Here is a 20,301-nt window from a genome sequence, read left to right as displayed (position 1 = left end):
TTCGGGTCCACCCCTTGAGCGTAACCGTCCCGCTCACTCGGCCCGCCGGGTGCCCAGGGGCCAGGCGGCCACGGTTTCGTAGCGGGGGCGCTCCCCGGCGACCCCGGAGACGGGCAGCCGGCTGCGTACGAGCTCCAGGCGCTCGACCTGCCAGCGGCGGCCCCGGAACTCCGCCAGCTCCTCCGCGTACGGCCGCAGGTTCACGTGCCCGGCGGCCCGGGCGAGGGTGAGGTGGGCGCGGAAGGGCTTGGCGTCGTCCATGCGCACCCCGGCCCGCCCGGCGCCGGCCGCGGCGGAGCGGGCGAGGCCGCGCAGGGTCTCCACCGAGCCGGTCGCCCCGACCCACAGGATCCGGTCGCCGAACCGGCCGCCCCCGGCGAACCGGATCTGGTGCGCCGGATGCCGGTGGGCGGCGCGGGACAGACGCTCGCCCAGCTCCGGCAGGAGGGCCTCGTCGACCTCGCCGAGGAAGGCGAGCGTGAAGTGCCACATGGCGGGCTCGGTCCAGCGCAGCCGGCCGTGCCGCTCCGGGAGGGCGGAGCGCAGTTGCGCCACTTCGGCCGCCAGTTCGTCGACGGCTTCCTGGGGCGGGATCACTGCGGCGAACAGTCGCATGGGACCAGTGTGGCGCGGGCCCGGGGTTTCCTCCCTCACCCCGGGCCGGTCCTCAGGCCGCGGCCGTCAGCCGCTCGGCTTCGGCGGCCGCCGGCTCGCGCGGTACGAACGCCACGTGCCGGCGCCCGCGCCGCAGGTCTATCTTCAGGCGCAGCCCGCCCGCGCGGGCCAGCACGAGGCCGATCCCGGTCGCGGCGAGGAGCGAGACGACGCCACCGGCGAGGAAGCCGACCCGGGGCCCGTAGACGTCGGTGATCCAGCCGACCAGCGGTGCGCCCAGCGGCGTACCGCCCATGAAGACCATCATGAACAGGCTCATCACCCGTCCCCGCAGGGCGGGGTCCGAGGCCAGCTGGATGCCGGAGTTGGCGGTGACGTTGATCGTCAGGCCGCACATGCCGATGGGCACGAGCAGCGCCGCGAAGACCCAGAAGGACGGGGCCAGCGCCGCCGCGATCTCCAGCGCCCCGAAGGCGGCGGCCGCGCCGACCAGCATCCGCAGCCGTGAGGTGCCCCGGCGCGCCGCGAGCAGCGCGCCCACCAGCGAGCCGGCCGCCATCAGGGTGTTGAGCAGGCCGTAGGTGCTGGCGCCGCCGTGGAAGACGTCGCCCACGAATGCCGTGAGCCAGATGGGGAAGTTGAACCCGAAGGTGCCGATGAAGCCGACCAGGACGATCGGCCAGATCAGCTCGGGGCGCTCGCCCACATGGCGCAGGCCCTCCCGCAGCTGGCCCTTGCCCCGCGGGGCGCGGTCGACTTTGTGCAGCTCGGCGGTGCGCATCAGCAGCAGCGCGGCGACGGGCGCGAGGAAGGACAGCCCGTTGAGGAGGAACGCCCAGCCACTGCCGACCGCGGTGATCAGCGCGCCGGCGACGGCCGGGCCGACGAGGCGGGCGGACTGGAAGTTGGCGGAGTTGAGGCTGACGGCGTTGCGCAGGTCGTCAGGGCCGACCATCTCCACTACGAACGCCTGCCGGGCGGGGTTGTCGACGACGGTGACGAGGCCGAGCGCGAGCGCGGTCAGATAGACGTGCCAGACCTGGACGTGTCCGGTGAGGGTGAGCACACCGAGCGCGAGGCCGGTGACGCCCATCGCGCCCTGGGTGATCAGCAGCAGCGGCCGCTTGGGGCAGCGGTCGGCGATGACGCCGCCGTACAGGCCGAGCAGCAGCATGGGCAGGAACTGCAGTGCCGTGGTGATGCCCACGGCGGCCGAGGAGCCGGTGAGGCCGAGGACCAGCCAGTCCTGGGCGATGCGCTGCATCCAGGTGCCGGTGTTGGAGACCACCTGTCCGGTGGCGAAGAGCCGGTAGTTGCGGACCCGGAGCGAGCTGAAGGTGCCCCCCTTGGAGGTGCGCTTCACGCGCGGCAGGGAGGTGGTGCGGGTGTCGTCGTCGTGGCGGTTCGGTGCGGGTGCGGAGTCTGCTCCGTGTCCCGTACTCAAGGTGCGTTCGCCTCCTTCTGGTGCGGGTCCCCGCCGGGGCGCCGGCGGGGCGTTCAGGTGCGCTCGCGGCAGCGCTCGCCCCCTCCAGCGGCCGGGTACGGCCGTGTCGGAAGCGTGGCGCCGCTACAGATGCGCGAGTTTTTCGAGAACGGGCGCGGCGGCGCGCAGCGTCGCCCACTCGTCCTCGTCGAGCTGCCCGGCCAGTTCGGCGAGCCAGACGTTGCGCTTGCGGCGGCTCTCCTCGAGCATCGCCTCGGCCCGCTCGGTCTGCCGGACCACCTTCTGGCGGCGGTCCTCGGGGTGCGGCTCCAGCCTGACCAGGTCCTTCGCCTCCAGCAGCGCGACGATGCGGGTCATCGACGGGGGCTGCACGTGCTCCTTGCGGGCGAGCTCGCCCGGGGTGGCCTCACCGCAGCGCGCGAGCGTGCCGAGCACCGACATCTCGGCGGGGCTGAGCGACTCGTCGACCCGCTGGTGCTTGAGCCGGCGCGACAGGCGCATCACGGCCGAGCGCAGGGCGTTCACCGCGGCGTCGTCGTCTGGGTGGGAGGTGCGGGACTGATCCGGCATGTTCATTAGATTAACTCATTACCTGAACTAATAAAAGTGGGCAGTGGGGCGGACGGAAGCACACGAGGGCGGCCGGGCATCACGCGCCCGGCCGCCCTTCGCGGTCATTGCTGCTTCGCGCCTACTTCACGCCCAGCGCCCGCTCGATCGGGTCGAGCAGGAAGTACACGAGGAAGCACAACCCCACCACGTTCAGCAGCCAGGGGATCTCCCGCGCCCGCCTGTCCGCGATGCGCAGCAGGATGAAGGCCAGGACGCCGATGCCGATGCCGTTGGTGATCGAGTACGTGAACGGCATCGAGATGATCGTCAGGAACGCCGGGATCGCGATCGTGAAGTCGCTCCAGTCGATCTCCTTGACGTTCGACGCCATGATCAGGAAGCCGACGACGACCAGCGCGGGGGTGGCGGCCTGGGCCGGCACGACGGTGGCCAGCGGGGTGAAGACCAGGGCGAGCAGGAAGAGCCCGCCGGTCATCAGGTTGGCCAGGCCCGTGCGGGCGCCCTCGCCGACGCCGGCCGTGGACTCCACGAAGCAGGTGTTGGCGGAGGCGGAGCCCGCGCCGCCGGCGGCCACGGCCACGCCGTCGATCATCAGGATCCGGCCCATGTTCGGCAGCTGGCCGTTCTTGTCCGTCAGCCCCGCCTCCTCGCCGACGCCGATGATCGTGCCCATCGCGTCGAAGAAGCCGGACAGCAGCACGGTGAACACGAACAGGCAGCCGGTGAGCAGGCCGACCTCGTGGAAGCCGCCGAAGAGGCTGACGTCGCCGATGAGCCCGAAGTCGGGGGTGCCGACGACGCTGTCGGGCATCTTCGGGACGCTCAGGCCCCAGCTCGCGTCGGGGATGTCGGCGAGCGTGTTGATGACGACCGCGGCGACGGTCATCGCGACGATGCCGATGAGGATCGCGCCGCGCGTCTTGCGGACGAGCAGCACGAAGGTCAGCGCGAGGCCGGCCACGAAGACCAGCACCGGCCAGCCCTGCAGCTGCCCTCCCTGCCCGAGGCCCAGCGGAACGGTGGTGTGGGCGGCGTCGGGGTTGCGGGTGACGAAGCCGGAGTCCACCAGACCGATCAGCGAGATGAACATGCCGATGCCGATCGCGATGGCACGCCGCAGCCCGCCCGGGATCGCGTCCATGACGCGCTGCCGCAGGCCGGAGGCGACCAGGACCATCAGCACCAGACCGGCGAGCACCACCATGCCCATCGCGTCGGGCCAGCTCATCTTGGGGGCGAGCTGCAGCGAGACGACGGCGTTGATGCCGAGGCCGGCGGCGCAGGCGATGGGGACGTTGCCTATCGCGCCCATGAGGACGGTGGAGAGGCCGGCCATCAGAGCGGTGGCCGTGACCAGCTGGGCGTTGTCCAGCTGATGGCCGAACTTGTCCTGGCCTGCCCCGAGGATGATCGGGTTCAGCACGATGATGTAGGCCATCGCGAAGAAGGTCGCCAGTCCGCCCCGCAGCTCGCGGGCGACGGACGAGCCCCGCTCGGAGATCCGGAAGTAGCGGTCGAGGACGTTGTTTCCGGCGGGCGGCACGGGCGACGACTGCTGGGCGTCGTCGACCGCGGTGGTGGCCGAGGTGGGCATGGGGGGACCTCAGTCGTACGGGCCTGGGGTGGCCGGGAGCAAACAAAAGGGATCAAGATCCGAACGCTCTTTGGGTGATCAAACAAAAGCGTTCAGTCAAATCCGGTTCGATTCAGTATGAATAAACAAACACCGAATAGCTATCTCCGCGCGTAGACCCCTGCGGGACAAGGCCTCCGCGGCCCCTTCTCGAACGGAGACGCACTAGGCTGGCGCCATGACGAAGTGGACACCCACCCACGAGGCACCCGAGCCCCTGGAGGGCCCTGTCGTCGCCACGATCACCGGCGGCACGATCCTGTGGTTCGTCCTCTTCCTCGGCCAGCTGCCGTTCTACGGATGGTTCTCGGACCACGGGTACCTGTGGTGGCTGTGGACGTGCCTGGCCGGCGGCGGACTCGGCCTGATCGGCATCTGGTACGTCCGCAAGCGCGACGCGGCCATCCGCCGCCACGCGGCATCGGACCGCTCCTGACTCCCGGCTGACCCGCCGTAGGGGTTCCCCGCGCCTCCGGCGCGGTGTTCGCCCGCCCTCCCGCCCGTTTGCCCGGCACCGCCAGCCCCTGGCCCGCCCACCGGCTACCGTCGGACCATGAGCGATCCGCACCCCGGGCTCACCTCCCGCGAGGTCGCCGAGCGTGTGGCGCGCGGTGAGGTCAACGACGTACCGGTCCGCTCCTCCCGCTCCACCGCCGACATCGTCCGGGCGAACGTCTTCACCCGGTTCAACGCCATCATCGGCGTCCTCTTCCTGATCATCCTCGTCGTCGGCCCCCTCCAGGACGGCCTCTTCGGCTTCGTGATCATCGCCAACACCGCGATCGGCATCGTCCAGGAACTGCGCGCCAAGAAGACCCTCGACTCCCTCGCCCTCATCGGCGAGGCCAGACCCACCGTCCGCCGCGACGGCACCCCCACCGCCATCGCCACCGGCGAGATCGTCCTCGGCGACGTCATCGAGCTCGGCCCCGGCGACAAGTGCGTCGTCGACGGCGAGGTCCTCGAGACCGACGGCCTCGAGATCGACGAATCACTGCTCACCGGCGAGGCCGACCCCGTGCTGAAGCAGCCCGGCGACAAGGTCATGTCCGGCTCCTTCGTGGTCGCCGGCGGCGGCGCCTTCACCGCCACCAAGGTCGGCCGCGAGGCCTACGCCGCCCAGCTCGCCGAGGAGGCGTCCCGCTTCACGCTCGTCCACTCCGAGCTGCGCACCGGCATCAGCCAGATCCTCAAGTACGTCACCTGGATGATGGTCCCGACCGCGATCGGCCTGATCGTCAGCCAGCTCTTCGTCGAGGAGCACGACTGGAGGGAAGCGGTCCGGCGCATGGTCGCCGGGATCGTGCCGATGGTCCCCGAGGGCCTGGTGCTGCTCACCTCCGTCGCCTTCGCCATCGGCGTCATCCGGCTCGGCCGCAAGCAGTGCCTGGTGCAGGAGCTGCCCGCCATCGAGGGCCTGGCGCGCGTCGACGTCGTCTGCCTCGACAAGACCGGCACCCTCACCGAGGGCGGCATGGACGTCAGCGAACTGCGCGTCCTGCCCGGCGCCCGCGCCGACGAGCGCTACGTACGCCAGGTGCTGGGCGCCCTCGGCGAGTCCGACCCGCGCCCCAACGCCAGCCTCCGGGCCATCATCGACGCCTACCCCGACGGCGCCGGCTGGCGCTGCACCGAGTCCCTGCCCTTCTCCTCCGCCCGCAAATACAGCGGCGCCTCCTTCAACGGCCCCGACGCGGAGAGCAGCAACTGGCTGCTGGGCGCCCCCGACGTCCTGCTGCCCTCCGGCGACTCCACGCTCACCGAGATCGAGGGCCTCAACGCCCAGGGCCTGCGCGTCCTGCTCCTCGCCCGCGCCGAACGCGAACTGGACGACCCCCGCGTCACCGAGGGCGTACGCCCCACCGCACTGGTCGTCCTCGAACAGCGGCTGCGCTCCGACGCCGCCGACACCCTGCGCTACTTCGCCGAGCAAAACGTTTCCGCGAAGGTCATCTCCGGCGACAACGCCGTCTCCGTGGGCGCCGTCGCCGCCAAGCTCGCCCTCCCCGGGGCCCAGGCCCCCGTCGACGCGCGCCGGCTGCCGGCCGAGCGGGACGCGATGGCCGAGGCCCTGGACGAGGGCGCGGTCTTCGGACGCGTCACCCCACAGCAGAAGCGCGACATGGTCGGCGCCCTCCAGTCGCGCGGGCACACGGTCGCGATGACCGGCGACGGCGTCAACGACGTCCTCGCGCTCAAGGACGCCGACATCGGCGTCTCCATGGGCTCCGGCTCCGAGGCCACCCGGGCCGTCGCCCAGATCGTCCTGCTGAACAACAGCTTCGCCACCCTGCCGTCCGTCGTCGCGGAGGGGCGGCGCGTCATCGGCAACATCACGCGCGTGGCGACGCTGTTCCTGACCAAGACCGTCTACTCCGTGCTGCTCGCGATCCTGGTCGTCTGCACACGGGTGCCGTATCCGTTCCTGCCGCGCCACCTGACCCTGCTGTCGACCCTGACCATCGGCGTCCCCGCCTTCTTCCTGGCCCTCGCCCCCAACAAGGAGCGAGCCCGGCCCCACTTCGTACGCCGCGTGATGCGGTACGCCGTGCCGGCCGGACTGATCGCGGGCGTGGCGACCTTCGCCACGTACCTGCTGGCCCGCCACCACTACTCCGGGGTCGGCGCGCTGGACGCCGAGACCAGCGTGGCGACGCTGACGCTCTTCCTGATCTCGATGTGGGTGCTCGCGATCATCGCGCGGCCCTACACGTGGTGGCGGATCGCGCTGGTGGCGGCCATGGGGGCGGGCTTCCTGATCGTCCTGGTGATGCCGTGGCTGCAGCGCTTCTTCGCGCTGAAGCTGGTCGGTACGACGATGCCGTGGGCGGCGGTGGCCATCGCCGCCGTTGCGGCCGGCGCCTTGGAGTTGAGTTGGCGGTGGGTGAGCCGTCGTTTTCCGGCGTGACGGCCGGTGGTACCGGGGGCTCCGCCCCCGGACCCCCGGTCCTCAATCGCCGGACGGGCTTTTCTGGCACCGCCTAGTCGAACCAACGGGCCCGCGCCAGCTCGTCCGTCCTCGTCGGGTCCTCCAGCAGGGCCGCCGCCTCGAAGCGGCGGGACCAGGCGCCGGCCGCCCAGGCCAGGCCCGCGGCCACGCCCTCCAGTGTCGCCGCGTGGAGGACGCCGTCGGGGCCGTAGCGCCAGTCCAGCTCGATGCCGTCGGCGACCAGCTCCTCGTGCTCGACGTACGTCGCGGGCGCGCCCGGCAGCAGGGCGCGCACGCCCTCCGGCACCTGGCGCACCTCGCCCTCGTCGGCGAGGACGGAGGCCGTGACGGCCCCGCTCAGCCGCCGCACCTGCAGCAGGTCGCCCAGCTCGTCGGCCCGCTCCGGGCGTACGGGCAGCAGGGCGTGCCCGGCCGCCAGGGGCAGCAGGTCCGGGGCGTCCGCGACGACCGCGTCCGCCGCGTCCACGACCCGCACCTCGCCGTCGACGACGGCCCGCAGCTCCTCCGGCAGCGTCACCTCGTCCGGGTCGAGTGCGGACAGCGCCCCGTACAGCCCGTGCAACTGCGCTGCGCCCACCGGCAGTTCTGGGTCCGCCAGCCGGGACAGCAGCTCCGCCGCACCGCCGGGCTCCTCCAACAGGGCGGCCACGGACGTGCGGACGCCCAGCGCCCGCAGCACCTGCTCGTCCGCGAGACCGGCCGCGTCCGCCGCCTCGTACAGGCCGGCCAGCAGCGGATCGCCGCCGGCCGCCCGCAGTCCGGCGGGACGGCGGCCGTCCAGGACGGGGTGGCCGCGCAACCACCAGGCCGTGTACGGGCGTACGGACTCGGTCGTGCCGTCTGGCAGCAGAATGCGCACCGGCGTGGTCAGCGCGTCGCGCAGCGGCGGGCGGGACAGCAGCGCGAGGGCCTCGGGCCAGGCGTCGTCGTCGACCAGGTCCAGGTCCCGTACCGCCACGATCTCGGTGGCGACCGGCGGGACCGGGGTGTCGGGCAGCCGGTCCAGGACGTCCTCGCACCAGACGTCGACGGCGTCCAGCAGGCCGACGTCGTCCGGCTCGGCGAAGTCGCCGTCGCGCGGCTCGAGTTCGTCCGGGTCGAGGACTACGTCCGTGGCCCGTACGAGCGCGAAGTCCGCGAGCACGCCCACCGCCGTCAGCGGCTGCTCGCCCCAGCGTTCGGCCAGTTCGGCGTCGCAGGCGGCGAGCTCCCCGGGCCGGATGACGCGCTCGAACGCGCTTCCGGGGAAGACGAGTTCGCCGGCCGGGGCGAGCTCGCCGTCCTCGTCCGGGAGGGCCAGGGCGGCCAGCCAGGGCTCGTCGCCGGGAGCGAGGTCGGCGTCACGGACGAGGGTGAGGATCACCTCGACGAGCGCGTCGCTGTCGAGCCCCTCCTCGTCCCACACGTCCTCCGCGTCGAGGGAGTTCGCGACCGCCGCCCGCACCTGCGGCGTCGTAAGGACCGCCCGGGGCGAGCTCGGCGTCGCGCCCAGCTTCTCCAGCAGCGGGTGCGCGGCATCGGGGTGGGCGACCTTCAGGCCCAGCCGCGACAGCCGCTCCGAACCGGTGGTGTCGGCGGGCGGGAGCAGCACCTGGCGGGGCCCGATGACCGTACGGCCGTCCGCCAGCGGTACGGGCAGGCCCGTCAGCCGGTCGGGGTCGACGCCGGCCAGGCTGTCGTAGAGCCGCCACCACCAGTCCGCGGGCCGCTCGGCGCCGGCGAGGCGGTCGATGGCCTCGCCGAGCGGCACCCGTGCCACGCCCAGCGCGCGCAGCTCCTGGCGCCGCTCCAGGCCGGCGGGCAGCAGGCCCGTGAACAGCTCGGCCAGCACGGCGACGGTCTCCGCGCCCGCGCCCTCGACGACCTCGGCCTCCACGGGCCGCAGCGCCCGGGCCTCGCCGGCGGGGCCGCCCTCCGCGAAGGGGTCCTCCCACGCGGTGGCGGCAGCGGTGGACGGCTCCGGCGTCTGCGTGGAGGCGTCCGGGCCCTGGGTCCAGGGAATCCCCTCCACTCCCCCGCCCGTCGGCGCGGCCTCCTGCTCACCGGCCGCGGCGGCCCCGGCAGCGCTCGGCAGGAACGCCACGCGCGGCAGTCGCTCCAGCACCTGACGGCGCAGCTCCGCGTCCAGGGCGCCACGGGCCAGCGGGGCGGGCACCAGGTCGAGGGTGCCGGTGCCGACCGGGTGCCAGTCGCGCAGCAGCGCGGTGTACGCCTCCGCGGCGCGCTCGGTGAGGAAGTCGGTGAGGGGGCCGGGGGCGGTGTGCCGGCGGGTCGGCTCCAGCGGGAAGCTCGCGATGAGCAGCGCCGGCAGGCCCAGCGGCTCGTCGGTGGGCGTCGGGGCGTGCACGACGAGCGCGGTGGCGGGCCGTACGGGTGCGCCGTCGGCGCCCACGGGAACGGCCCAGGTGACCGACCAGTGGGGGCGCAGCCGCTCCTCGACGGGGCGGTCGGCGAGCAGGGCCGCGTCCAGCGGGCCGCCGGCGCGCTCGACGCGCCAGCGGGTGGCGGCGGCGGCGGGGGCGGCGGCCCGCGCCGAGTCCTCGACGACGACGTACGGGCCTTCCTGGCGGCGCGTCAGGGTCCGCTCGGTGCCGTCCGGCGTCTCGACGACGACCTCGGTCAGCCCCGGCAGCGTCAGCAGCAGCGCGTCGTCGATCCCGGCGAGCAGACGCCCGGTCAGGTCCTCGGCGGCGCCGTCCCGCAGGGGCAGCACGACCACCGTGTCGTACCCCTCGGGGGCCGCGCCCTCGGCGGGCAGCGGAAGCCGCAGCAGGGGGACGTGGCCCTCGCGGCGGCGGATCTCCTCGGCGAGCCCGGCGGCCGCGCCCTCCGCCGCCTCCTGCGCGAGGGCGCGGGCCTCGGTCAGTGACCAGCGGACGCCGCCGGTGCGGCCGAGGACGGCGGGTTCGTCGCTGACGGCGAGGACGGCGGCGAAGCCCACGCCGAAGCGGCCGGTGGCGCGCTCGTCGCCGTCCCGCTTGGCGGAGGCCCGCAGCGTGGACAGCGACTCGACGCCCGCGGCATCGAGGGGCGCACCGGTGTTGGCGGCGGCGAGGGTGGCGGGGGCGCCGTCGTTGCCGGCGTGCAGGGTGAGCCGGAGCCGGCCGGGCACGCCGGCGCGGGCGGCGGCGTCGGAGGCGTTCTGGGCGAGCTCGACGACGAGGCGGTCGCGGTAGCCGCCGAGGGCGAGGTCCTCCTCGGCGTTGGCGTCCTCCCGGAACCGTGCGGGCGAGGCCGCCCACGCGTCCAGCACGCCGCGGCGCAGTCGTGTCGTGCCGAAGGGGTCCGGGGCCGCCGTATCCGTGCCGCTCACGTCTGTGGTCTCCCTGTGCGCGTGGTGGGTCGGGGCCGGGGTGGGACGGGCCCTTCTGGGGCTGCATTATTTACGGCCCGTTGCCCGGCAGCGTCATGGGAGCCCCCTCATCGGGCCGCAAATAACTCCCCCAGCTACCGCTGGGAGGTGCCCCCAACGCCCCTGCCAGGGCCCATCCCACCCCGGCCCCTCCGGCCCGGACGGAGTCTGCGGACCGTCCCCATGGCTCCCACTGCGAGGGGGCCCCGCTACGGCGTATGGGTGACGGGAGGGCGCCGGGGGCGGAGGAGGGTGTTCCGGAATGCTGCCGGATATTTGTGGGCCCAATGCGGGAGTGCGCGTGCGAGGGACGGCCACGGGCCCGTAAATATCCGATTCCGGAATACCCTCCGGAGCCCCCGGCGCCCGCACCCACCCCCGCACCCGCAGGGGCTACGCGTGCCCGAGGTCGTCCTCGTCCTCCGCCGGAGACGGCGACCGCAGCGGCATCGGGTCCACCAGCGTCTCGTCCACCACGGGCGGCGCCGGCCGCGGCGCCTTCGGCATCACCGCCGCCTCCGAGTGCCCCCCGCATCCGTACGAGAGCGACACCACGTGCCCGTCCGCCGGACCGAACTCGTTCGCGCAGATACCGAACGCCTGCCCGAGCGACCCCGCGATCGGCACCAGGAAGCCACAGCTGACGCACGAGGCCGGCGCCGCCTGCGCCATCGGCGTCTTCGCGCCGTGCGACTCGTCCCAGCGGTCGGCCGCCGTGTGCAGGCCGTAGCGCGAGAGGACCCGCGCCCGGCGCATGCCCAGCTCCTCCGCGAGGGCGGAGATCGAACCGCGCGCGGGCGCGACCGGCTGCGCGGACGGCGGCCCGGCCGCGACGTCGGCGTCCTCCGCCTCCGCGAGCTGGGCCATCTCCTCCGAGATGGCGGAGTTCGGCGGCGGGACGTCCTCGCCGGTCCAGCCCGGCTCCAGACGCAGGTCGTCGGCCTCGGTGGGCAGCAGGTCGCCGGGGCCCATGTCGCCGGGGCGCAGCCGCTCGCTCCACGGCACCCACTCGGGGGCCATGAGCGCGTCGGCGCCGGGCAGCAGGACGGTCTCGTCGAGGGTGACGATCTTGGCGCGGGAGGCCCGCGCCACGGTCACGGCCCAGCGCCAGCCGCGGTAGGCGGGGTCCTCGCAGGCGAAGTAGTGCGTGACGACGCGGTCCCCGTCGGCGACGACCTCGACGTGGTCACCCACCTTCCCGGGCAGCGCGGCCTCCTCGGCCGCCGCACGGGCGAGTTCGACCGCCTCGGCGCACAGGCGGTCCGGGGTACGGCTTCGCATCGCAGCACTCACAAGAATCGATTCTCTCTTCCACGCCGTCTCACGAGTGCGCCAGCCGAACGGTCGGGGCGGCGGACGGAGCGGACCATAGGACCGCGTCGACGTCCGCGCCCGAACGGCCTCGGGCGCACCTGTCATCACCCATTCTGCGGGATGGGGACTCGGGGTGCGGCCAAGAGTGGCGGCCGGTGGCGCGCTACGCACGCTACCCCGCGCGACCGCCCGGGGGATACCCGGGCCACGGCGTGCCCCCGGCAACCTGGTGTGCGCGCCCCGCTCGTGCGCCGAAAGTGCCATGCACGGTGCCAGTTGGGGCAGTATGGCGTGGTGGGAGCCATCCGGTCAGCCGAAGGCGGTCCGCTCCGCCGTACGGCCCGGGGCGCCGGCCGTCTGCTGCGCGCCCCCTTCAGCGGGGCCGCCCGGGGGGTCCGGAAGGCCACCAACGCGCACGGCGCCGGCGAGTCCGGGCTGGGGCGGCTGATCGAGCTGCACGCGGTGAATTCGGCCGGCGACATGATGATCACCATCGCGCTGGCGTCGACGGTGTTCTTCTCGGTCCCCACGGACCAGGCGCGCGGCCGGGTGGCCCTGTACCTGGCGGTGACGATGGCGCCCTTCACGCTGCTGGCGCCGGTGATCGGCCCGCTGCTGGACCGGGTCCCGCACGGCCGCCGGGCGGCGATGGCGGGCGCGATGCTGACGCGGGCGCTGCTGGCGCTGACGATGTCGGGCGCGGTGGCGACGGGCGGGCTGGAGCTGTATCCGGCGGCGCTCGGGGTGCTGGTGGCGTCGAAGGCGTACGGCGTGGTGCGGTCGGCGGTGGTGCCCCGGCTGCTGCCGCCCCGGATCGCGCTGGTCAAGGCGAATTCCCGGGTGACGCTGGGCGGGCTGCTGGCCACGGGCGTGGCGGCCCCGCTGGGTGCGGGGCTGCATCAGCTGGGTCCGGCCTGGCCGCTGTACGGCGCCTGCGCGGTCTTCGTATTCGGTACGTACCTGTCCCTTTCGCTGCCGCACAAGGTGGACTCGGCCAAGGGCGAGGCCCGGGCCCGGCTGACCGCGCCCGAGTCCCGGCACCATCTGCCGAGGCAGCGCAAGCGGCGCCGGCCGCCGGGGCTGCGCACGGTGGGCGCCTCGGTGCTGCACGGCCTGCAGGCCAACGGCGCGCTGCGCATGCTGTCGGGGTTCCTCACCTTCTTCCTGGCCTTCCTGCTGCGGGTGCATCCGCTGGGCGGCCTGAGCCCGGCGTTCTCGCTGGGCGTGGTGGCGGTGGCGGCGGGCACCGGCAACGCCCTGGGCACGGCGATCGGCGCGCTGCTGCGCTCGCGGGGGCCGGAGAAGATGATCGCGCTGGTACTGACGGTGACGCTGGGGACCACGATCGTGGCGGCGGTGCTCTACAACGCCTTCTTCGTGGTCGTGGTGGCGGCGGTGGCCGGGATCTCGCAGGCGCTCGGCAAGCAGTCGCTGGACTCCCTGATCCAGCGGGACGTGCCGGAGGAGGTGCGGACGTCGGCGTTCGCCCGTTCGGAGACGGTGCTGCAGATGTGCTGGGTGGTCGGCGGGGCCATCGGCATCCTGCTGCCGCTCCAGGGCGCGGTGGGCATGGCGGTGGCCGCCGGCTTCCTGGCGCTGGGTGCGGCCACTGCCGTACGGGGCCTGCTGACGGCCGCTCGGCGCGGCTCGCCGCACCCGCGCGTGGCCTGAGCCGGAGGGCCCGATAGCCTGCCCGCATGACCGCTGCGATTTTCCGGGGCAAGCGCCGCCGCGCCGCTGCCGCCGTCGGTGCCGTGACCTTCGGGCTCGTCGCCCTCTCCGCCTGCGACAAGCCGACGCCGCTGGCGACCGTGACCGTCGGTTCGTCCACGGTGACCGCCGAGGCCGCCTGCTACAACGACGGCGAGTCGCTCACCAACGAGAAGCTCCTGGAGTGCCTGAAGGACGGCTCGGGCAAGACCGTCAAGGCGTCGATGGAGGACAAGGTCCGCTTCGGCGTCGACCCGAAGATCGCCGATGAGGGCTGGACGCTCTTCATCAACGGCCAGCCGGCCGAGCAGGAGCCGAACACCAAGACGTACCGGACCATCCCGGCCAGCGCCTTCTTCTCCGCCGGCCAGGGTGCGGCCGTGAAGAAGACGCAGATCAGCATCGTCGAGGCGTCCTCGGGCAAGGCCCTGGGCATCTGGAACTTCACCCTCGAGCGCGATTCCTGACGCACCGTGGCCCCCTCGCGGATGCGCGTCCTGATCGTCGCCGCCGTCGCGGCGGAACGCGACGTCGTCACGGCCGCCTGGCCGGACACGACGGAGATCGCCCTGCCCGGCGCTGCGCTGCGCCGGGCCACCCCCGGCGGTGACGGCGGCCCGGTGTTCGACGTGCTGGCGGCCGGTGTCGGTCCGGGCGCGGCGGCGGCCGGGACGGCCACGGCGCTGACGGCCGCGGCGCTGGCGGGCGAGCCGTACGACCTGGTGGTCTCGACGGGCATCGCGGGCGGCTTCGCGCCGGGCGTGCCGGTGGGTTCCGTGGTCGTCTCCGACGCGATCGTGGCCGCGGACCTGGGCGCGCAGTCGGGTGCGGGCGGTTTCCTGTCCGTGGCGGAGCTGGGCTTCGGCACGGTCGCGCACGAGGTGCCCGAGGCGCTGGTGCGACGGGTGGCCGGGGCGACGGGCGCGCTGCGCGGCGAGGTGCTGACCGTGTCGACGGCGACCGGCACCGCCGGGCGGGCCGCTGAGCTCGCGGAGCGTCATCCGCGGGCGGTGGCCGAGGGCATGGAGGGCTTCGGGGTCGCGGAGGCGGCCCGGGCGCACGGCGTGCCCGCGCTGGAGCTGCGTGCGGTCTCCAACGCGATCGGCCCGCGCGACAAGGACGCCTGGCGCATCGGCGAGGCGCTGGGTGCGCTCTCGGGCGCCTTCCGCAAGCTCGCCGCAGCACTGACCGACGAATCCGAGGTGTCCGGATGAGCAAGCCGATCAAGATCGCCTATTCGCCCTGCCCCAACGACACCTTCGTCTTCGACGCCTGGGCGCACGGCCGCGTCCCCGGTGCGCCCCCGCTGGACGTCACGTTCGCGGACATCGACATCACCAACGCCATGGCCGAGCGCGGCGAGTTCGACGTACTGAAGGTGTCGTACGCGGTCCTGCCGTGGGTGCTCGAGGAGTACGCGCTGCTGCCCTGCGGCGGCGCCTTGGGCCGTGGCTGCGGCCCGCTGGTGCTGACCGGTCAGGCACAGCGGCCGGCGGACCTGGCGGGGAAGACCGTCGCGGTCCCCAGCGAGCGTTCGACGGCGTATCTGCTGTTCCGGCTGTGGGCGGCGACCGAGGTGCCCGGCGGTGTGGGCGAGGTCGTCGTGCTGCCGTTCCACGAGATCATGCCGGCCGTGCGCGACGGCAAGGTGGACGCCGGTCTGGTCATCCACGAGGCGCGGTTCACCTACCGCGACTACGGCCTGAGCTGCCTCGCCGACATGGGCGAGCACTGGGAGGACACCACTGGGCTGGCCATCCCGCTGGGCGCGATCATCGCCAAGCGGTCGCTGGGGGCCCCGCTGCTGCGGGAGCTGGCCGAGGCGGCGCGCACGTCGGTGCGAATGGCCTGGGACGACCCGGAGGCCTCCCGTCCGTATGTGCTGGAGCACGCGCAGGAGATGGACCCGGCGGTCGCGGACCAGCACATCGGGCTGTACGTCAACGAATTCACGGCCGGCCTGGGCGAGCCCGGCTACGCCGCGGTGCGCGGCCTGCTCACCCGCGCCGCGGCCGAGGGGCTCGTACCGCCCCTCGGCCCGGACGCGCTCGCCTTCGTCTAGCGGCCCGTCACACCCGCTGCGGGCTAGACGTCCAGCTGGTCGGCCACCGCGCGCAGCATGCCCGCGATCTTGGAGCCGTGTGCCTTGTCGGGGTAGCGGCCGCGCTCGAGCTGCTGGGTGACGTTCTCCAGGAGAGTGGTGAGGTCCTGGACGATGGAGGCCAGTTCATCGGGCTTGCGGCGCTGTGCGGCCGCGACCGACGGGGTGGGGTCGAGCAGCGTCACCGTCAACGCCTGGTCACCGCGCTGGCCTGCCACGACGCCGAACTCCACGCGCTGGCCGGGCTTGAGGGCGTCGACCCCGTCCGGGAGCACCGAGGAGTGCACGAAGACGTCTCCGCCGTCGTCGCGGGAGAGAAAGCCGAAGCCCTTCTCGCTGTTGAACCACTTGACCTTGCCGGTAGGCACGTCTGTCCTCGTCCTCGTGTCTCGTCGGATACCGAAAAACCGAAAAATCTGCAATCAATTGACAACAGAAAAAACAGCTCTGGATAGCACTACAGCGGGCCGCAAGACCCGCTACCCCCAAGGCTAATGGTCCCGGGCCCGGTGACAAGACGTCCTCGGGTCGTACCTCTGCGCGTCCGATCTGTTCGTGGTCATCCGGCAGCCATACCGCCGCAGGGGGATCTACCCTGGTCAGGTGAGTAGCGAAACGCCCCGAGCCGGGGATCTGCTGGTACGGACCGGAGCCATCGTCTTTCTGGTCGGCGCTGTGGCCACCCTGGCCACGGTGGCCCCGCTGTTCCTCGGCGCGGATCCGCTGCCGCCCGCGGCGTACTTCGTCTGCATGCTGATGGGCGTCGGCTTCGTCGTCGCCGCGGCCGGGGTGCTGCGCTCGATCGCCGAGCAGCGCCGTCAGGCCCGCGAGGCGAGCTCGGCGGCGTAGTAGCCGCGCAGCCAGGCGGGGAAGTCCGTGAGGCCGCCGGGCAGGACCACGTCCGCCCCGGCCGCGCGCAGTTCCTCCGCGTCGCAGGGTCCGGTGGGCACGGCCACGGACAGCGCGCCCGCGGTGCGCGCACCGCGTACGTCCCCGACGTGGTCGCCGACGTAGACGGCGGCGCCGTGCTCGCGCAGGGCCACGGCCTTGCCCTCGGCCCATAGTCCGCCGACGAGCTCGTCGGGCTCGATGCCCAGGTGGTCGAGGTGGAGCCGGGCGTTGCGCGGGAACTTGGCGGTGACGACGATGGCCCGCCCGCCCAGCTCCCGGACGGCGGCCACGGCCTCCCGGGCGCCCGGCATGGCGGGCGAGGGGGCGATGCCGTGCGAGGGGTAGGCGGCGAGGTAGATCCCGGCCGCCTCCTCGACCTTCTCCTCCGGGAACCAGTTGCGCAGCTCGTGGGTCAGCGGCGGGCCGAGCCGGCTGACGACGAGGTCGATGTCGATGTGGGCGCCCGTGGCGGCGACCAGCGTCTCGTAGGCGGCTCTGATGCCGGGACGGGAGTCCACCAGCGTCAGGTCGAGGTCGAAGCCGACCGTGAACCGGTGGTCCGTGCGCGGCAGCGGGTGGTCCGTACGCGGTGCTGAGGTCATGCGCCACATTGTGCCGCTCCCCCCACCCGTACACTTAGCCTCGCCTAACCCGAGGCCCCATCCAGCCACGGCAGCAGGATCCGGCCGGATCCCGTGGCCGGGGCTTTCTTGTGCCGCCCGCCGAAGTGGAAGCGATGTCTGCCGCCGTCCCGATCAGCAGCCCCGGATCGTCCCTGGTCCGCCGCCGCGTCGGCTGGACGGCGGCCGCGGTCGCCGCCCTGCTGGTCGCGGTCCTGCTCAGCCTCGCCGTGGGCAGCCACCCCGTGGCACCGTCCCAGGTCCTCGACGCCCTGCTGCACGACGGGACGGACAAGGCGACCGTCATCGTGCGCAGCATGCGGCTGCCCCGCACGCTCATCGGCGTGATGGTGGGCGCGGCCCTCGCCATGGCGGGGACGGTCATGCAGGGCATCACCCGCAATCCGATCGCCGACCCCGGCATCCTCGGCATCAGCCAGGGCGCCTCGCTGGGCGTGGTCCTGGCGATCGCGGTGGCGGATCTGCACACGCTGAGCGGCTATGTGTGGTTCGCGTTCGTGGGGGCCGCCGTCGCCGGCGTGGGCGTCTACGCGATCGCCTCGCGCGGCCGGGGCGGGGCCTCGCCGCTGAAGCTGGCGCTGGCCGGCGCCGCGATCAACGCGCTGCTGGTCTCCGTCATCTCCGGCGTCCTGACCACGAAGGCCTCGGCGCTGGACGAGTTCCGCTTCTGGCAGGTCGGCTCGATCGCCGGGCGGGACGCGGACATCGTCGGCCAGATCTGGCCGTTCCTGCTGGTGGGCGCCGTGATGGTGCTGTCGGTGGCGCGCGGTCTGGACGCGCTCGCGCTGGGCGACGACGTCGCCAAGGGGCTGGGGCAGAACGTGGCGCTCGTCCGCATCGTCGGCGGGCTGGGCGCGACGGTCCTCACCGGCGTCGGCGTCGCGGCCGCGGGCCCGATCGTCTTCCTCGGCCTGGCCGTGCCGCACATCGCCCGCGCGATCGTCGGCAACGACCACCGCTGGGTGCTGCCGATGGCCGCGCTCGTCGGCCCGGTGATGCTGCTGGGCGCCGACGTCGCCGGCCGGGTGATCTACGACGGCAGCGAGGTGCCGTCCGGCGTCATGACCGCACTGATCGGCCTGCCCTTCCTCGTCACGCTGGTCCGCCGCAAGGCGGTGGCGGCGTGAGCGCGATAACGACGGCTCCGGCGAAGGGAGCGCGTCCCGCCGGGTACGCGCTGGTCCGGGCCGGGCGGAGCTCCTTCCTCGTGCACCGCCGGGGCGCGGCCGTCGCGCTGGGCCTGGCCGTGCTGCTGGCCGGCGTCTGCCTGCTGTACCTGTGCGCGGGCAAGACGTGGACCGCGCCCGGCGAGGCGCTGAAGGTGCTGTTCGGGCAGCCCTCCCCGGAGGAACTCACCGTGGGCACCTTCCGGCTGCCCCGGATGACGGTGGGCCTGCTGGCGGGGGCGGCCTTCGGCGTCGCCGGTGCGCTCATCCAGACCGTGGCCCGCAACCCGCTGGCCAGCCCCGACATCATCGGCGTGAGCCAGGGCGCGAGCGCGCTGACGGTCGGCGCGATGACCTTGGGCGTGACCTCGTACGCCACGCTGCCGTATCTGTCCGTGGCCGGCGGTCTCCTGGCGGCGGTGCTCGTCTACGCCTTCGCCTGGCGCGGCGGGCTGCAGGCCGCCCGGTTCGTCATGATCGGCATCGGCTTCGCGGTCGCGCTGCGCTCGGTCACCCACCTCTTCCTGACCAAGGGCGACTACCTGGTCGCCCAGCAGGCCAAGGTCTGGATGACCGGCTCGCTCAACGCGCGCGGCTGGGACGAGGCGGCCCCGCTGGCCTGGACCCTGCTCGTCCTGGCGCCGTTCGTGTGCTGGGCGGCGCGGGCGCAGCGCACGGTGTCCATGGACGACGACACGGCGACCGCGCTGGGCGTGCGGCTGGACCGGGTGCGGGTCGGGCTGGCGCTGCTGGGCGTCGTCCTCGCCTCCGTTGCCACGGGCGCGGCCGGCCCGGTGGACTTCGTGGCGCTGCTCGCCCCGCAGATCGCCCGCCGCATGACGCGCACCGCGCAGATCCCGCTGCTGTGCTCGGCGCTGGCGGGCTCGTTCATCGTCGTCACCGCCGACCTGCTGGGCCGCAAGCTGTTCGAGCCGACCGAGCTGCCGGTGGGCGTGCTGACCGCCGCCGTGGGCGCCCCGTACCTGATCTGGCTGCTCGTCCGCGGCCGCACCGGAGGAAGAGCGTGAGCACGACCGACGTCCTGGCGGCGAGCCGCCTCACCGCCCGCGACCTGACCCTCTCCTACGAGGACCGCACGGTCGTGGACGGCCTCGACCTGGACATCCCGGACGGCGAGGTCACGGTCGTCGTGGGCCCCAACGCGTGCGGGAAGTCGACGCTGCTGCGCGCGCTGGGCCGGCTGCTGAAGCCGGCGCGGGGCACGGTCCTCCTCGACGGCGAGGAGCTGGCCCGGATCCCGACGCGCCGGATCGCCCAGTCGCTGGGCCTGCTCCCGCAGACGCCCGTGGCGCCGGAGGCCATCACGGTGGCGGACCTGGTCGCCCGCGGCCGGCAGCCGCACCAGCGCTGGTGGCAGCAGTGGTCGGAGGCCGACGAGCGGGCGGTGGCGGATGCCATGGCCCGTACGGACGTCTCCGCGCTCGCCGACCGCCCGGTGGACGAGCTCTCCGGCGGGCAGCGGCAGCGCGTGTGGATCGCGATGGCGCTCGCGCAGGAGACCGATCTGCTGCTGCTGGACGAGCCGACGACCTATCTGGACATCTCCCACCAGGTGGAGGTCCTGGACCTGGTCCGCCAGCTCAACCACGAGCGGGGGCGGACGGTGGTGGCGGTGCTGCACGACCTGAACCAGGCGGCGCGATACGCGGATCACCTGGTGGCGATGAAGGCGGGGCGGATCGTGGCCCGGGGCCGGCCGGCGGATGTCGTCACGGCGGACCTGGTGCGCGAGGTCTTCGGCCTCGACTCGGTGGTCGTACCGGATCCGGTGACGGGAAGCCCGCTGGTGGTGCCGGGGCGGCCGTGGGGCTTTCCCAGCCCGTCCGGCGATTGAGGACAAGAAACGGTGAAAGGGCGGGGCCGGGGCACCTTCCCCCTCCGGCACGACCG

At 73.5% G+C, this 20,301-nt stretch carries 18 protein-coding genes; 10 read left to right on the top strand and 8 right to left on the bottom strand.

The features are described 5' to 3' along the window. Positions 1–33: 33 nt before the first annotated feature. From thpR to ACIGXW_RS08030, 4 genes are all read right to left on the bottom strand, one after another. Complete coding sequence (gene thpR, locus ACIGXW_RS08045) at positions 34–615, bottom strand: RNA 2',3'-cyclic phosphodiesterase (protein ID WP_071965472.1); 582 nt, start codon at positions 613–615, stop codon at positions 34–36. Between the two features lie 52 nt (positions 616–667). After that, the gene (locus tag ACIGXW_RS08040; RefSeq protein WP_399571156.1) at positions 668–2,059 is read right to left on the bottom strand and encodes an MFS transporter; all 1,392 of its coding nucleotides are present in this window, start codon (positions 2,057–2,059) and stop codon (positions 668–670) included. A gap of 123 nt (positions 2,060–2,182) precedes the next feature. After that, positions 2,183–2,635: a MarR family winged helix-turn-helix transcriptional regulator gene (locus ACIGXW_RS08035; protein WP_399571154.1), complete on the bottom strand. Its 453-nt coding sequence runs from the start codon at positions 2,633–2,635 to the stop codon at positions 2,183–2,185. 115 nt (positions 2,636–2,750) lie between these two features. Then, entirely contained in the window at positions 2,751–4,226 is a 1,476-nt protein-coding gene (locus ACIGXW_RS08030) for an NCS2 family permease (RefSeq protein WP_399571151.1), read from the bottom strand. 217 nt (positions 4,227–4,443) lie between these two features. On the opposite strand from ACIGXW_RS08030, the gene ACIGXW_RS08025 reads away from it, so the two are divergent. Further along, positions 4,444–4,701 carry a DUF2530 domain-containing protein gene (locus ACIGXW_RS08025; RefSeq protein ID WP_071965720.1) on the top strand — a complete coding sequence of 86 codons (258 nt, stop codon included), beginning with the start codon at positions 4,444–4,446 and terminating at the stop codon, positions 4,699–4,701. 117 nt (positions 4,702–4,818) lie between these two features. After that, entirely contained in the window at positions 4,819–7,173 is a 2,355-nt protein-coding gene (locus ACIGXW_RS08020; protein WP_399571149.1) for an HAD-IC family P-type ATPase, read from the top strand. A 73-nt stretch (positions 7,174–7,246) separates the two neighbouring features. Here ACIGXW_RS08020 and ACIGXW_RS08015 read toward each other — a convergent pair whose 3' ends face one another. Together ACIGXW_RS08015 and ACIGXW_RS08010 are read right to left on the bottom strand one after the other, a co-directional pair. Then, the gene (locus ACIGXW_RS08015; RefSeq protein WP_399571147.1) at positions 7,247–10,528 is read right to left on the bottom strand and encodes a sacsin N-terminal ATP-binding-like domain-containing protein; all 3,282 of its coding nucleotides are present in this window, start codon (positions 10,526–10,528) and stop codon (positions 7,247–7,249) included. Positions 10,529–10,960: 432 nt separating this feature from the next. After that, on the bottom strand, positions 10,961–11,848 hold the full coding sequence (locus ACIGXW_RS08010) for a DUF3027 domain-containing protein (protein ID WP_399571145.1): 888 nt from the start codon (positions 11,846–11,848) through the stop codon (positions 10,961–10,963). A gap of 327 nt (positions 11,849–12,175) precedes the next feature. On the opposite strand from ACIGXW_RS08010, the gene ACIGXW_RS08005 reads away from it, so the two are divergent. Genes ACIGXW_RS08005 through ACIGXW_RS07990 form a run of 4 tightly spaced genes read left to right on the top strand, consistent with a single transcriptional unit; the run spans position 12,176 to position 15,653 of the window. Continuing rightward, the gene (locus ACIGXW_RS08005) at positions 12,176–13,552 is read left to right on the top strand and encodes an MFS transporter (protein WP_399571143.1); all 1,377 of its coding nucleotides are present in this window, start codon (positions 12,176–12,178) and stop codon (positions 13,550–13,552) included. Between the two features lie 26 nt (positions 13,553–13,578). After that, positions 13,579–14,058: a DUF2771 domain-containing protein gene (locus tag ACIGXW_RS08000; protein ID WP_399571140.1), complete on the top strand. Its 480-nt coding sequence runs from the start codon at positions 13,579–13,581 to the stop codon at positions 14,056–14,058. 21 nt (positions 14,059–14,079) lie between these two features. Then, positions 14,080–14,805, top strand: a complete 726-nt coding sequence (locus ACIGXW_RS07995) for a futalosine hydrolase (protein WP_399571138.1) — start codon at positions 14,080–14,082, stop codon at positions 14,803–14,805. After that, complete coding sequence (locus ACIGXW_RS07990; protein WP_399571135.1) at positions 14,802–15,653, top strand: 1,4-dihydroxy-6-naphthoate synthase; 852 nt, start codon at positions 14,802–14,804, stop codon at positions 15,651–15,653. The genes ACIGXW_RS07995 and ACIGXW_RS07990 overlap by 4 nt, the downstream gene beginning before the upstream one ends. A gap of 23 nt (positions 15,654–15,676) precedes the next feature. Here ACIGXW_RS07990 and ACIGXW_RS07985 read toward each other — a convergent pair whose 3' ends face one another. After that, positions 15,677–16,060, bottom strand: coding sequence for a cold-shock protein (locus tag ACIGXW_RS07985; protein ID WP_190064580.1), 384 nt, complete (start codon positions 16,058–16,060; stop codon positions 15,677–15,679). Between the two features lie 235 nt (positions 16,061–16,295). Here ACIGXW_RS07985 and ACIGXW_RS07980 point away from each other — a divergent pair, with 235 nt between their 5' ends. Then, complete coding sequence (locus ACIGXW_RS07980) at positions 16,296–16,541, top strand: hypothetical protein (protein ID WP_071961776.1); 246 nt, start codon at positions 16,296–16,298, stop codon at positions 16,539–16,541. On the opposite strand, the gene ACIGXW_RS07975 is transcribed toward ACIGXW_RS07980, so the two are convergent. Then, positions 16,511–17,185, bottom strand: coding sequence for a haloacid dehalogenase-like hydrolase (locus ACIGXW_RS07975; RefSeq protein WP_071961783.1), 675 nt, complete (start codon positions 17,183–17,185; stop codon positions 16,511–16,513). The two genes, ACIGXW_RS07980 and ACIGXW_RS07975, sit on opposite strands and share 31 nt — an antisense overlap. Before the next feature lie 134 nt (positions 17,186–17,319). On the opposite strand from ACIGXW_RS07975, the gene ACIGXW_RS07970 reads away from it, so the two are divergent. Genes ACIGXW_RS07970 through ACIGXW_RS07960 form a run of 3 tightly spaced genes read left to right on the top strand, consistent with a single transcriptional unit; the run spans position 17,320 to position 20,245 of the window. Then, positions 17,320–18,351, top strand: coding sequence for an iron ABC transporter permease (locus tag ACIGXW_RS07970; RefSeq protein ID WP_071961775.1), 1,032 nt, complete (start codon positions 17,320–17,322; stop codon positions 18,349–18,351). Continuing rightward, complete coding sequence (locus ACIGXW_RS07965) at positions 18,348–19,418, top strand: FecCD family ABC transporter permease (RefSeq protein WP_399571133.1); 1,071 nt, start codon at positions 18,348–18,350, stop codon at positions 19,416–19,418. Before ACIGXW_RS07970 ends, ACIGXW_RS07965 begins: the two co-directional genes overlap by 4 nt. Beyond that, positions 19,415–20,245 carry an ABC transporter ATP-binding protein gene (locus tag ACIGXW_RS07960; RefSeq protein ID WP_399571131.1) on the top strand — a complete coding sequence of 277 codons (831 nt, stop codon included), beginning with the start codon at positions 19,415–19,417 and terminating at the stop codon, positions 20,243–20,245. The genes ACIGXW_RS07965 and ACIGXW_RS07960 overlap by 4 nt, the downstream gene beginning before the upstream one ends. Positions 20,246–20,301: the final 56 nt, after the last annotated feature.

The sequence above is a fragment of the Streptomyces sp. NPDC053079 genome (genome assembly GCF_044546695.1).
Taxonomy (GTDB): Bacteria; Actinomycetota; Actinomycetes; order Streptomycetales; family Streptomycetaceae; genus Streptomyces.
This window is presented reverse-complemented; position numbering and strand designations above follow the sequence as displayed.